The organism is Tumebacillus permanentifrigoris, assembly GCF_003148565.1.
GTDB classification, from domain to species: domain Bacteria; phylum Bacillota; class Bacilli; order Tumebacillales; family Tumebacillaceae; genus Tumebacillus; species Tumebacillus permanentifrigoris.
This window is the reverse complement of record NZ_QGGL01000010.1, coordinates 39,800-53,569: the sequence shown is the minus strand read 5'-3', so window position 1 is coordinate 53,569 and position 13,770 is coordinate 39,800. Positions and strand designations below refer to the sequence as shown.

The window sequence follows — 13,770 nt, the reverse complement described above, 5'->3', positions numbered from 1 at the left end:
AGGTCTTATCCAAACCTTCCACCGCGTTTGTTTGAGATGCTCTCCAGAGAGGGGTTGTATTAGCTAGACCTACCATCGTCTCTGCAGGTAGTTCTCTCCAGGGAGAGGCCATCACACCTTGACCTTGCTCTGGCGCTATGCCCTGAATGAGCCTTCCGTTTGGAGCAGTTGGCACGCTCGAACCTTGTAATCCGTCTTGTGTTCCTTCTCCAGCTTCGGAGGTCGTCCGCCAAATGAAAGGTGTCCCTACGGGAGTTCGTTCCGCTCCGGGAGTGGTTCTCCAGCTGGTGGATGACATGCCTAGACCTTGTATCACACTTGCTGGAAGGGCTCTCCATAGAGGGGTTATCAGACCTTGCAATTCTCCTTCTAACACTCTTGCAGGAAGTTCTCTCCAGAGTGGGGCTATCACACCTTGACCTGTTTCTGGCGCTACGCCCTGAATGAGCCTTCCGTTTGGATCTGATGACACGCTCGGGACTTGTAATCCGTCTGGTGGTCCTTCTCCAGCTTCGGACGTGGTCCGCCAAATGAAAGGTGTCCCTACGGGAGTTCGTTCCGCTCCAAGGGTGGTTCTCCAGCTGGTGGATGACATGCCTAGACCTTGTATCACACTTGCTGGAAGGGCTCTCCAGATTGGCAAGGTCTTATCCAAACCTTCCACCGCGTTTGTTTGAGATGCTCTCCAGAGAGGGGTTGTATTAGCTAGACCTACCATCGTCTCTGCAGGTAGTTCTCTCCAGAGCGGAGCTACTAACACTTGACCTATTTCTGGCGCTGTGCCCTGAATGAGCCTTCCGTTTGGAGCAGACGACACGCTCGGGACTTGTATTCCAGCTTGTGTTCCTTCTCCAACCTCGGACGTGGTCCGCCAGATGAAAGGTGTCCCTACGGAAGTTCGTTCCGCTCCAAGGGTGGTTCTCCAGTCGGTGGATGACATGCCTAGACCTTGTTTCACGCTCACCGGAAGGACTTTCCAAAGTTGCGAGGTCTTAACCAATCCATCCCCCGCGTCTGCTTGAGATGCTCTCCAAAGTCGGGCTGCCATTCCGTGACCTTGCGCTGTACCTGAAATGGATCTCTCACGGGGAGAAAACAACATGCTCAGATCTTGTACGACACGCCTGCCGGAGGATTGCCCTTCGCCAGTTGCTCGTTCCGCTTCTGAAATGGTACTACTCCTCAGCAGCGGTTGCCTATCTGGATCTTGTCGTTGTTCCACACCTGCAGAGGTCATCCGCCAGATCAAGGAGGCCTCCCCCGAAAAATGCTCCATTCCGTGGGTCATCCCCCAGATCGGGGATGGCATGCGCAACCCTTGTAACACGCCCGAAGCGATCATCCGCATGATCGGTGATGACAAACTTCGATCGGGTGCTGCGACCGCACGATTTCGCCAATACGACTCGGGTACTCCCGATAGTGGGACGACTCCATTTGAGGTCGTTCTCCAGAACGATGGTGACCGTCCCGGAGGTTGTCCGGCACCAATTGGTGTCGTTCGCCTGTTGAACGCCTTTCGAGACGAGGGTTCCGTACTCGGCGTACTCGGCGTACTCGGCGTACTCGGCGTACTCGGCGTACTCGGCGTACTCGGCGTACTCGGCGTACTCGGCGTACTCGGCGTACTCATACTCGCACTCTCGGTAAAACTCCCCCCGCTCGGTGGCACAGCCAACGTCTCTGCATCGTGGGGAACAAGTGCGCCTGTCGAAACAGGCTTGTCAGTCTGTGCAGTGGTACTTCGAGAATCGCTCGTAAGGTCTCTAGTAGACGCTATCGTTGGACTTGCTGACGATGGTTGAATCAGTTCGATGGATGATGTTGTTTCAACTGGAACTTCGCGCTTGGTCCGTGACTGCAAGGCTCGTGCTAAAATCTCGTCCAGAGACAACGCAGTTCTGCTCGATGAATTTGCTCGTCCAGCCAGCGGTTCCGTCCCAGCCTTAGGCGCTTTCTGTGCAGAAGGCGTTTTTCCCACCGTTTGCACAGGCCCTGCTTGGACAGGTCCTCCAGTCGGATTGTCAGATGCATCGTCAGTTGGCTGGCTGTTGACTGCATACGTCAATTCCGCTGACAGATGTCCGCTCCAATTGGCGGAGATGTCTTCCGAACTTGCGGGATGGATCGACGCATTGGGTAGGTGCATCTCCCCGACGGTGGTCATAGGAGTTCCTGCAGAAGAGATCGATTCCCCAAGTTGTGTAGAAAGTGGGGGACCTGCTACTGGCAGGTTTGCCGAGCGCACAGTTGACGAACGAGATGATCCCTCCGATACCTGCGCACTTCCCACACCATCCGTCCCAGCCTCGATCGATTTTGCTGGATCGACTTTGTGATCAGGAGACTGTACCCCTTCTGTGACTGGTATCGCTGTATTCACTGCATCCACTTGCAAACCAGTTACAGGCAGTAGCTTGTTGCCTCCATCAAACGTCTGCACAGCGCCAACGTCGTCTGAAGTCGCGTGCGTTGATCGAACTTCCTCTGGAGAGGTCGATGATCTCGACAGTCGCGCGCGCCCATTATGAGTTGTAGATTCCGAAGCAGGGGCATCGCTTGCGTGTGTGACCTTCTCCTGCGTAGATCGTGGATCAGCACGCATGCCTGATCCATTTTTCACAGGACCAGATGCCGCTTCACGCACGGTGTCAGCCCTCACCCTCGGTGCAGACAATGGAAGGCGATCCGCGTTGCGTACTCCCGATGCCTCCGCACTTCTACTGGGGTTCGAATTCCCTCCCCCTTCTGGTTGAGTGTGCGTCATCTCGACATTCACACCCACACCAAACGGGCGAATCTGGGTGACTTGCAAAACGGGCGTTTCCACCCGCTCTACACGCGGCGGGGCAAAAACCAACTCCCGCTCCACGGTGTGTTTCGTTATCGTATGAAAAACGGCAGGTTGCCGCATGACATTCTGTAGTTGGGTAACAAGGGTCTGTTGCATCATCAACGGCGGGGATTCCGGGTGTTGCAAGGTCTGCAACTGCAATTTCAATTGCACGAGATACTGATTCAGTTGGGTGACTCCACCCTCGACTGCTTCGCTCTCTCCTTCGACTTCTTGGCGGTACACCAAGTCCAGCCACCCGAGCCAATCCTCGCGATACGTTCCGTACTTCCCCAAGATCGACACGGCAAACCCGTGATCCACCTGCGTGGCAAGCGATCCGATGGGGCGTAGTGTACGGGGTTCCCAAAAAAACGAACCACTCATTACGAACTTCCTTTGGACATCTTCAATTGCGAAAATACGATCTCCAACGTCTCAATCGCCACTTCACTGCGCGAGGCGTTGAGATCGGCGCCCGACCATTTGACCGGGTACGCGTCTTGGAACGACCAGCGGCACACTTCCTGCCCGGCCGCGTCATTCAAAATCACAGCCCCATCCTTTTTCTGAATGTTGCCTTGTGTCGTGTTCTGATACCACTGCCACAGCTCGAATGCATCGCCCAACCCGCGCTTGAGCACGATCGGCGAATACTTCGTCCGCTTCGGAAAACGGTACGTAAAATCGTTCACGCCGCCTTCGTTGTACTCCTCATACTCCATCTCGGATTGCAACCCCGAGACCTCACTGAAACTGGCGACTTGAATGCCCTTCAACTCCACAGCAAACCGATACGTTCCGACAAATGCACGTGGTTCGCTTCCCTTCGGTGCCATTCACACTCCCCCCTGCTAGAAGACGTCGAACGGGTTTTTCGGCTTGTCTTTCTCCCCGTTCAAATTGCGGTTGATGCGTGAAATCTCCTCACACCACTTCCGGCGGTCCCGGTGCTCCATCGCCATGATCTGATCATGCGTCCAATGAAAATAGTACGCGATGAACGAGGCTTCCTCGTAGATCTTGTCGACGGGATAGCCCATCATGCCCCGCTCGTCATCGTCTGAAAAGACATGTCGACCTCAAAATCATGATCGCACTTCGGGCAGCAAGCTTTGAGCATCGTCCCATCCCCTTCGTTTACTTGGCGGTAGAGCGACTGCAGATACGCCAAGTCTGCCGTGAACAAACCTTCTACCGTGCGCGTGTCAATCATGTGCAGATCGCCGAGCTTGGTGATGACACGGGCGAGCAAGATGATCGACAAGTAACTCGGATTGCTCTGCACACGCGGATCGCGCATCGGGAGAATCTCATCCGCTGCCGTTGCTAGGCGCATCACCCCACGGCGGTGCAAAGTTCCTTCCTCATCCACGTAGCCTCTGGGAAGTACAAACTCATACTCGGTCTGGAATGCCATGATCGTTTTCCTCCTAAAAAATAGTCGTGCGGGATGGGAAGCGGAGGCCCAAGTCCCTTGTTGGCCAGGCCCCGTTCTTCACCCAATCAGCAGTTATTTCGTGCGTTTCATGCCTTCGTGTGCAAATTCCAATGACTCAATCGTGACTTCCGATGCCGTCGCATTGAAGTCCGGACCGGTGTACTTGGTCGGCCACGCGTTGCGGATCTGGAAGGTCGCCACTTCGTTGTTGGCTTCGTCACGCGCGATGATCGTGATGTCTTTGCGGACGATTTTATTTTCCGTAAAGCCTTGAATCCAGTTGAACATGTCCATCGAGTCGGTCACGCCACGCTTGAGCGTCACGTTGCCGTACTTCGCCAGTCCTGGCAATTTGCGCGGGGTGATTGCCACCTCATCGCCTTCACGGTACTCGACGACGTCAATCGACGCATCGAAGCCGCTGACTTCGCTGAAGCCCCCGGACAACACGCTGTCCACTTGAACGGCAAATCGGAACTTGCGATACGGGTCCTTGCGGTCTGCCATGTGTTAAACCCCTTTCTCTCCAAAAAAGCCTTATTGTGCGTCGTTGGTCTTTTGCGTGAAGCGGAAGATGACAAACTCAGCCGGTTTGGTCGGCGAGATGCCGATCTCACAGATCAGACGCCCGTTATCGATGTCATCCTGTGTCATCGTCGCACGGCCGATCTTGATGTAATACGCCTCTGCCGGAGATGCCCCCATCAGTGCGCCCGAGCGCCAGACGCCGGTCAAGAACACATCGATCGTGCGTTGGACACGCGCCCACAGCGGTTCATCGTTGGGCTCAAATACGATCCAGTTCGTCCCACGGCGGATCGACTCTTCGACAAAGATAAACAGACGACGGACGTTGACGTACTTCCACAGCCCATTCGAGGACAGTGTGCGTGCGCCCCAGACGCGAATGCCTTGGCCCGGGAAGGAACGAATCAAGTTGACGCCTTTCGGGTTCAGGATGTCTTGGGCACCATTGTTGTAATAAGTGGACAGGCCGGTGCATCCGCGCACGACTTCATTCGCCGGAGCCTTGGAGACGCCGCGAGTGCTGTCGGAGCGAGCATAGATCCCTGCGACCGAACCGGACGGCGGGATGAAGATGTTGCGCTTGTCCAGCGGATCGAACACTTGCAACCACGGGCCGTACATCGCCGCAAACGACGTGTCGAACAGATCGCGGTGCTTGGTGAGGATGTCGTCCGGCTTGACCAGTTCCAGCGGCACATCGAGGATCGCAACCCGGTTGCGGGTCTTTTCACAGTGGGCGACGAGGTCGACTTGCACGTTTTTGTCGGTCACACCTGGCACCGCCATGATCGAGACGACCTCGTTGTTGAGGAACGCTTGCAGCCCGGTGCGCTTGGACGGGTCGGAATCATCAACGCCCGTGTATCGCTTCGGATCTGCCTTGATCGACTCATAGCTACCGTCGCTGCCGCCTGTGAGCGAGATCGCGAACGTCGTGTCTTTTTCCTTTGCATCCTTGCCGTCCGATACGACGGAGTACGGGTGCAACGGTTTTGCCGGATCGAAAGTCGGGAAGTTGTCCTTGACGTAGATCAGGTTGGACTTTGCCAGCAGCTTGTCCACATGGTTCGGTGCTTCGCGGTTCAGCGAGACTTGTTCATAGAACTCTACTTCGTCGCCCGATTTGACAGCGACGGAGAATTCACAAGTCTTCAATACTTTGGTCGGCGGCAATGCTTCATCGACCGGGCTGTCCGGCAGAGCAGCCGACAGTTGGATCACATCGTCTTGCACAGATACGATCGTGATCGGTTCCGCCCCATCCACACCTTCAAACAGCACGATATCGCCCGCGTTGAAGCCGGAGGAATTTTTCAGTTGGTATTTGAACGCTGCTGCATCCACGACCGCTTTGATCGCCGACTTGGCTTTGCTGTCCGGACGGACGATCACTTGGATCTGGTTGCCCCAGACGCCTTCGTTTTTCGCTTCTACGAGCAAGGTTTCCGGAAGTTTGTCGTCTTCCAGCTTGGTGTCGAAGTTCGCAGCCGGGGCTGCATTTTCCGGAACCACCCGCATGATATAGGCACGGGAACCCCCGTTCAGGAAAAAGTTCTCGACCGCGTAGGCGAGGAAACGAAACTCCTCCCACTTCGCTTTGGAGAGGTACGAGCCGTAAATGCGACGGAAATCATGGAACCCCGTCACCAATTCTGGCATTCCTTTGGACGGCCCGCGCTCTGCGAGACCAATAAAACCAGCGGTGCTGGTGCTTGCCCCTTCGAGCGGCACCGAGCCGCTGTCAAACTCTTCTACGTAGACCCCTGGGGTCAAATATTCCGGCATCTCGTCCCGGTTCGTGCACGATCTCCCGAACCGGTCCCTCCTCTCTGTTTCAAGTTATCGCGATCACGCCTAAATTCGTCATCTTGCCTTCCTCCATCCTCACCTCCTTAGATAGCATGTCATCACTCAATAGTTGCACTTGTACGTCAAACGCCGCACTGCGGCAGTTTCCGAAGGGAATCACCACTTCCCCACGCTCGTCGCTCTGCGTCTCCACACAAGGCAAGAGCTGCGTCTGGCGTGGGAAACTGTTCTGCAGCGGGGCCGTGATATGGATGGCACGGTTGGTGCTTCCCACCTCGTACACGACACAGGATTCGCCGGGAAGCCACAAGCGCTCGCCTGGCATCAACCGTCCTGCCACACGAGCCAGCGCGAGTTCCTGCGCCCCTTCCGAACTGTCTTGCGCCAGCCGTGCTTTGGCACACGCCTCGGTGATGACGACCGCACGCACGGGCACGCCCGCCAGCGGACGCCCGTCTGGGTCGCGCACCGAAGCCCGGAGCAGCGTCACACCGTCTGGAAACGGATAGGAGGGCAACGGTACCAACGGCACGAGCACAACCGGATAGGTCGGATCGAGCGCCTCCGGTGTGACATCGAACGTCACCGGATGGTAGCGACCTGTGCGAATCGTCACTCGACGAACGCCAGCCGGCGTGTCGGTGAACACGACCATCCCGTTCGGTTTGCGCAGCGGTGCTTTCACCGTGCCCTCCACGTGGACGACAACGTCCGTTCCAGCACCCGGTGGCCCATACGTCAAACTATCCACAAGATGAACGACCAACAAGCCCCGAAAAGCTGCGTTGATCTCCGACCCTGCGTTTTCAGGTGTGACAACCGCCTCCGGTTCGACCTTTTTTTTGCGTGGGGCCCGTTTCGGTTTTTCCTCGCTCATGCCTGTTCCCTCGCTCTCCCTACGGCTGCTCGATGCCTTTGAATTTGTCTTGACGGTCGAGCACGCGCTGGATCGGCTTGTTGCGACCCGAGTCGATGTAGACAGGGCCAGCGATCAAATTGTAGGAGAGCTTGTACGGTTGGTTCGGGAACAAGGTGATCGCCGTGTGCAACGAAAGCGGTTCCATCAGCAACACACGAAACTCTTCGTTGCTGTCGGCCAACGCCCCTTGCAACATCGAACCGCGCACATTTTGGTTGTCATACAGCACTTGCAAGGCCCGCCCGATGATGCGATGCTCATCCAGCGCCCGCGTCTGCAAGTCGGCGTTGGAATGCGCCGTCAGCAAAAAGTGCAGGTCGAGCGCCATCGGTGGGGCTGTCTGTGCATTGCCTTGCTCCTGCCAATATTGTTGCTGGTTCAGCCCGTTCTGCTGCACTTCATAGAGGAACAGGGAGAGCGCCAAGTCACCTTTGTCAGCCGGAGAAGCCAACCCGATCATCTCCGGTGACGGGATGGGGTCGGGCGTCATCTGCGACCGCAACAAGTGCACCAGCGTCCGTCCAACATCTGCTATCGCGGTGTACTCTGCCATCTCTTAGTTCAACCCCAGTTCGTGCAAGTAGTCTTCCAATTCGTTTTTCAAAAGCAACTTGCCCGTTTTGTCCAACTCATGCTTGATCGCCCGCAACAGATGGCGCATCCGCACGGGTTCACCCGCTTCGACCGCCAAAAACGCGGCAGACATTACGATGTTTTTAATAGAACCACCCGCCAGTTGAAACTTTTCGGCCAAGTAGGGAAAATCAACATCGTCCCCGAGCGGCGTTTCCCGTGGGAACGTCGTGCGCCAGATCAGCTCGCGGTACTGAGCATCAGGAAACGGGAACCGCACGACATAGTTCAAGCGGCGCATAAACGCTTCATCGATGTTCTGCTGGAAGTTGGTGGCGAGGATCGTGATCCCTTCGTACTCCTCCATTTTTTGCAGCAGATAGGCGGTCTCGACGTTGGCATGCTTGTCATGCGAGTCCTTCACTTCCGAACGCTTGCCAAACAGGGCATCCGCTTCGTCGAAAAAGAGGATCGAACTGCTCAGCTGCGCTTCCGCAAAAATCTCATGCAAATTCTTCTCCGTCTCCCCGATGTACTTGGAGATGATCTGCGAGAGATCGATCTTGTAAATCTCCAACTGCAATTCCATCGCGATCACTTCCGCTGACATCGTCTTGCCCGTCCCCGGCGGTCCGGCGAACAACATGCTCAAGCCTTTGCCATAGGACAGCTTGCGTCCGAAGCCCCAGTCGCCGTACACCTGCGTGCGGAACTTCATCTGGGCACAAGCGTTGCGCAGCAGGTCTTTTTGCTCCGGCGGGAGGACGAGTTTGTCGAAGTCCTGACGCGGGGTGATGCGCACCGCTTTTTTTTCCAACTTGTGTTGGACTTGCAGGTAGCAGGCTTTGTGTACCGCTTCGAGGTCGATGCTGGCCGTGCCACCGCGATCCCAGCGGGCGAAGTGCTCCGCCGCTTCCAGCGCTCGGCGGGTCTGTCCGATCGTGAATCGGAACTTGCCTGCCACCGCTTGCCAATCGATTCCAGCGTCAAAGGGGCGACCCGCAGCCAGTTGTTCCCAGATCGTGCGGCGCAGATCATCCGGTGGGATCTGCAGGTCGATCGACTGCACGACTTGCGATTCGCTCCAGTCGGACGACCGCCACGGCTTTTCCGAGAGCAGGAACACCAAGCCCGGTGCGTGGCGGATGGCGTCGAGCATCCGATACATCCGTCGGTCGGAAAGATCCCCCTCCAACAGCAGATGTACATGGCGGATACACAGCACCCCCTCCAGCAACCGCGCCTCGCGCACCGCCTGCGCAACAACCTCATGTACCGCGTACTCCTCTTCCAAAGCCCGCCGCAGATCGACCACGACCAACGCCCGCCCGACCCGGCGGCAGAAGTGACCCGCCTGCAACAACTTCCCAGACCCCGGATTGCCCGTCAAGCGCACCACCCACTGTCGAGGATTCGCAACATTGCGACTTGATTCTCCAGCATTTTTCGCAAAAAAGTCTGGAAGTCCCCCTGTGAGCCGGTCTTGGACCTCGTGTTCCCAGATCAGTGCTGGCCACTCGTGATCAGCGCCGTATACGTCGAGGCAAGGCAACACCCGTCCTGAGTCTTCCCCGTGCAGGAAAAATCGCACGAGGCGCTCATCCAAGCGCAACGGACGCGCAAGCCAGGTGCCTGCCGCCGCCGACTCCTCCGGTTTGAAAAAGTAGGTCATCAGCTTCCCATCCGGTCCCAGCGCCACCCGTGCCTCCATCCGTTCTGCCGGCGTATCGCACAATAGCTTCAACACGAGATCCACCGTCGGATGCTTGCATGTCACATCGTCTTGCAAAAACGCATACAGCTTCTCGTACTTGCGATCGATCTCCACCGCCATACAGGCGAGCAGACACCGCGCTTCGAACGGGGTGAGCGCGAAAACGTCCGCAGTGTGCGGCAATGGCAGGCGAACTTGTTCGAGGCGACACTGCGCCACCTGACGTGCTAACAGGGCTTCCCATTCCGCCAACGCCGCCTGCATTTCCACATCCGCTTCCGGTTCGGCCAACAACACGGGCTCCTGCAACAGCAGCCGCTGCACTTCCTGCTCCGACACGACCAACCCCTTAAATGGGTCCATAAAATCGTCCTGTGGCGGTGCATCAAGCTGTTGTTTGTTCAAAAGCATCTGAATTTTCAAATCAAGCCATTGCAACGAATCCACCAGATGCTTCCAGCCCTTCGCATTCCCCACGTTCCATCCTCCAGTGTAAAGTCCGTCCGTTCTTACCCTTACATAGTCTTTATAACACAAGGAAGGTACGAATATCTAGATAAGCCTCTAACTTTTATGTAGCACGAGTGTACCCTCTCCTAGATAAAAAAGCACAAAGCCCTTATCGGACCTTGTGCTTTTCCGCGAGGTACATGGCATAGTGTACGGTATTCCTCACGACATCGAGCTCCAGATAAAAAGTAGGGGGAGCCCCTGGCTTCCAGTTGACCTCATACAGCCACAGTTTTTGCTGCTCATCCAGTCCCACGTCGATGCCTAACTCGTCAAACGATGCGCCATAAATGTCGTCCAGATGCTTGGCGAGCACGAGCGAAAAGTGCTCCAAGTACCGCTTCATCTCGAACCACTGCTCCCCAAACTCCTGTTGCAAAAACGGCTTCGCGTAGTTGGTGTATCCCCCGTTGCTGATGTTGGAGACGATCTGTCCAGGTGCTGCAATGCGCGGATAGATCGAGACGACCACCCAGCGAGCGGCACCGTCTTTTTGCACATGCAGTCGGAAATCATATGCGGCGCCCGTTTTCGTCTTGCAGTTGATATAGCGCTGGATCAGGTGAATCTCGCCCGCGAGACGTGTTTGGATGAAGGACCGGAACTCCTCTGCGTCGACCTGTCGCTTGTCTGCCCCTTCATGCAAACAAAACGAGTGCATCGGCACAAGTTGTTGGATGTAGAGCACTCCATTTCCCTGCCGTCCCCGAATCGGCTTGAGAACAAAATCACGATAGCGATCCAACAGCGCCCACACTTCATCCACCGTGCGCACTTCCACCGAGGGGATCACGTACTGAGCGAACTGCCCGGCGGTTAGAATCTTGTCGTGCACGACCATCTTGTCACCCACACCATAGGAGGTAAACGGGATGCGGGCACGAAGTTTTTGTACCGTTTGCAGATTCTGTGTGGTCAGCTTTTGGCCTTCATTGTAGATCACATCGGGAAAGCGCGTGGTGCGCTCCACCCACCGACCCGCCTCGTAAAACATCCCTCGAATCGTCTCGTCTTCCCAGCAGACCCGGCCTGGCGAAAAATAGACCAGTTCCGCCCCCTCCGCCTTGGCAACGACTGCCAAGGGATAGGACTTGCTGACCTTTGCCGGGTCTTTGCGAAAATGCAAATACCCGATCAGCGTCAATGCCCACACCCCGCCTGTCTTACATCCTCAAATGAAACTGAATTTCCGCGGCCGCCGCTGTTGCCTGTGACCGCGCTTCCTCCACCGAACGCCCCGTTGCCATCACATACGCATATCGATGCCCCATCGAGGAAGGCGTGGTCACGTACTGTCCTTTGATTGGTTTGATAAATACATCGACGACGCCGGGCATCCTCCATGCCTTGTTGCGTCCCGTCACTTTTTTCAAGACCCCAGACTTTTCAACCGTCAGAAAACGCGTGAACACATCGTTCGAATGAAGTCGAGACATCGACACCGATTCACCCAACCAGAGCCGCAACGTCTGCTCCGTGAGATCGATCCCGTAGGCCGCCTTGATCATCTGGTTCATCGCACCACCGGAGATGCGCGGATTGATCTCGATCAATTTCCACGCCCCGCGCACCAACCGCAGTTCCAGATGGCATGCTCCCCGCCACATGCCGAGCGCCTCGATGATGTCCTCGACCGCTTGACTCAACTTGGCTAGAAACTGCCTGCCGATGGTCGGGAGTACCGCATAGCCCATCACGAGGTAGGGAGAAGTATCGGTGATCTCCTGGAGGATCACTGCGACGAGGTGCACGTTCCCGTCCTCGACCAACACCTCAACCAAAAACTGAGGTCCCTTCAGAAATTCCTCAAACAAAACGGGTTGCTCCGGGTACTTGTCGAGTAGCTTGCGCGTGTGTGTTCGCAACTGTTCGTCAGTCTGGGCCAGCAGCACATCCTTGGAGCCCGCTGAGCTCGGAGATTTGACGACGAGTGGCAGCGTATCAGCCTGTACACAGGACATGTCATCGAGGGAATCATCCGGCTGGTGTACGGCGTAATACGGGGAATACGGCGTCCCTTGCAAGGATTGGCGCGTCAAAATCTTGTCTTCCATGCGCTGGATCGCCTCAACCGATACAGGGGTACCACAAAATTCTTGGGAAAGCAAAGCGGCCGTGTGAACGTGCGAATCTAGGCATGAGTAGATGGCGCTGATGCGCAAGCCCTGTTCGTTTTGTAGACGACGCAACTTTTGGCGCAGACGCGGTAGGTCGCGGAGGTTGTCAAGAATCATGCGATGGACTTCAGGGAACTGCTCAGGCTGGTTCAGCATGGCATGACGATTGGTCAGGAGCACCGTGTAATAGCCCATGCGCTCCGCCGCACGAATGGCTTCGCGACTGGAACCGGACTTGTTCGTACCTAAAAACACAATGGTTTTCACGGGCTTTCACCTCATCGAATCTCCTGTAGTCATACCATATGAAGAAACCGCGCTTTCTGTACTTGGGGGTATGCACCTTTTGACCCAATGATCCTACAAAAAAACGTCACCCCGGCTACGAACGGGGTGACGTTTTCTAGTCCTACGATGATGAGTCCTTACTTATCCCGTGAGACGAGCCAATCGGCGATCTGGTGCAGACGCACCGCCGCCAGATCCGAGGCTTGCAACGCATGATGGGCTTCGTCTGTGAGGCGACGCACCATCTCCCGCGATTCGTCCAGACCATAGAGCACGGGATAGGTCGACTTGGCATGCGCTGCATCAGCGCCTACGACTTTGCCGAGCTTCTCCGTCTCCCCTACGACATCGAGGATGTCGTCTTGGATCTGGAAGGCGAGTCCGATGCGCTGGGCATAGGTCGTCAACGCCTGCAACTGCGCTTCCTGCGCGCCTGCAAACAGCGCACCGATGCGCACCGACGCGGTCAGCAACGCCCCTGTCTTGTTGGCATGGATAAAAGCGAGCGTTTCCGCATTCGCTTGCTTGCCTTCGTTCTCCATGTCGGCCATCTGTCCAGCGACCATCCCCATCGCTCCGGCTGCTTTGGCGAGTTCGCCGATGATGCGGAGCATGGTCGGCGCCGCAACGTCCGTCTGCAGGGTTCCTAACACCTGAAAGGCATGCGTCAACAGCGCATCACCTGCCAGCAAGGCGGTCGCTTCGCCATAGACCTTGTGGTTGGTCGGCATCCCCCGGCGCAGATCGTCGTCGTCCATGCACGGCAGGTCATCGTGAATCAGCGAGTAGGTGTGGATCATCTCCAACGTCGAGGCGACGGGCAGCGCTGCATCGACATCGCCTCCGAGCGCTTCCACCGTCGCGAGGGTCAACACCGGGCGCAAGCGCTTGCCGCCGGCGAAGAGGCTGTAGCGCATCGAATCATACAGCACGCCAGGGTTCTGTGTCTTCATGGGTAGGAGCGCATCGAGCGTCACTTCGATGCGGGCGCACATCTCTTCAATATATGTCTGCAGATCCGTAGTCGAGGCCATGAAA

Annotated in this window: 13 protein-coding genes; 2 read left to right on the top strand and 11 right to left on the bottom strand. The window is 56.4% G+C overall.

Annotated elements, in window-relative coordinates; translation table 11 throughout:
* Positions 1-1,100 precede the first annotated feature (1,100 nt).
* Together C7459_RS12605 and C7459_RS12600 are read left to right on the top strand one after the other, a co-directional pair.
* Entirely contained in the window at positions 1,101-1,805 is a 705-nt protein-coding gene (locus C7459_RS12605) for a hypothetical protein (protein WP_109689666.1), read from the top strand.
* Positions 1,806-2,926: 1,121 nt separating this feature from the next.
* Positions 2,927-3,187, top strand: a complete 261-nt coding sequence (locus tag C7459_RS12600; protein WP_146200998.1) for a hypothetical protein — start codon at positions 2,927-2,929, stop codon at positions 3,185-3,187.
* Between the two features lie 32 nt (positions 3,188-3,219).
* Here C7459_RS12600 and C7459_RS12595 read toward each other — a convergent pair whose 3' ends face one another.
* The 11 genes from C7459_RS12595 to C7459_RS12545 all read right to left on the bottom strand — a co-directional run bounded on the left by C7459_RS12595 (position 3,220) and on the right by C7459_RS12545 (position 13,766).
* Positions 3,220-3,672: a phage tail protein gene (locus C7459_RS12595; protein ID WP_109689664.1), complete on the bottom strand. Its 453-nt coding sequence runs from the start codon at positions 3,670-3,672 to the stop codon at positions 3,220-3,222.
* Between the two features lie 15 nt (positions 3,673-3,687).
* On the bottom strand, positions 3,688-3,879 hold the full coding sequence (locus tag C7459_RS12590; RefSeq protein WP_109689663.1) for a DUF6760 family protein: 192 nt from the start codon (positions 3,877-3,879) through the stop codon (positions 3,688-3,690).
* Complete coding sequence (locus C7459_RS12585) at positions 3,876-4,253, bottom strand: hypothetical protein (RefSeq protein ID WP_109689662.1); 378 nt, start codon at positions 4,251-4,253, stop codon at positions 3,876-3,878. The genes C7459_RS12590 and C7459_RS12585 overlap by 4 nt, the downstream gene beginning before the upstream one ends.
* 93 nt (positions 4,254-4,346) lie before the next feature.
* Positions 4,347-4,781 (bottom strand): phage tail protein, encoded by a 435-nt coding sequence (locus tag C7459_RS12580; protein ID WP_109689661.1) that lies wholly within the window; start codon positions 4,779-4,781, stop codon positions 4,347-4,349.
* A gap of 30 nt (positions 4,782-4,811) precedes the next feature.
* Entirely contained in the window at positions 4,812-6,587 is a 1,776-nt protein-coding gene (locus tag C7459_RS12575; RefSeq protein ID WP_109689660.1) for a phage tail sheath family protein, read from the bottom strand.
* Positions 6,588-6,636: 49 nt separating this feature from the next.
* Positions 6,637-7,488, bottom strand: coding sequence for a hypothetical protein (locus C7459_RS12570; protein ID WP_109689659.1), 852 nt, complete (start codon positions 7,486-7,488; stop codon positions 6,637-6,639).
* A 19-nt stretch (positions 7,489-7,507) separates the two neighbouring features.
* The gene (locus C7459_RS12565; RefSeq protein WP_109689658.1) at positions 7,508-8,083 is read right to left on the bottom strand and encodes a Pvc16 family protein; all 576 of its coding nucleotides are present in this window, start codon (positions 8,081-8,083) and stop codon (positions 7,508-7,510) included.
* Between the two features lie 3 nt (positions 8,084-8,086).
* A complete protein-coding gene (locus C7459_RS12560; RefSeq protein WP_109689657.1) occupies positions 8,087-10,294 on the bottom strand; it encodes an ATP-binding protein in 2,208 nt (735 codons plus the stop codon).
* A gap of 142 nt (positions 10,295-10,436) precedes the next feature.
* Positions 10,437-11,480, bottom strand: coding sequence for a YheC/YheD family endospore coat-associated protein (locus tag C7459_RS12555; RefSeq protein ID WP_109689656.1), 1,044 nt, complete (start codon positions 11,478-11,480; stop codon positions 10,437-10,439).
* 10 nt (positions 11,481-11,490) lie between these two features.
* Entirely contained in the window at positions 11,491-12,711 is a 1,221-nt protein-coding gene (locus C7459_RS12550; protein WP_109689655.1) for an ATP-grasp domain-containing protein, read from the bottom strand.
* Positions 12,712-12,869: 158 nt separating this feature from the next.
* Positions 12,870-13,766, bottom strand: a complete 897-nt coding sequence (locus C7459_RS12545; protein ID WP_109689654.1) for a polyprenyl synthetase family protein — start codon at positions 13,764-13,766, stop codon at positions 12,870-12,872.
* Positions 13,767-13,770: the final 4 nt, after the last annotated feature.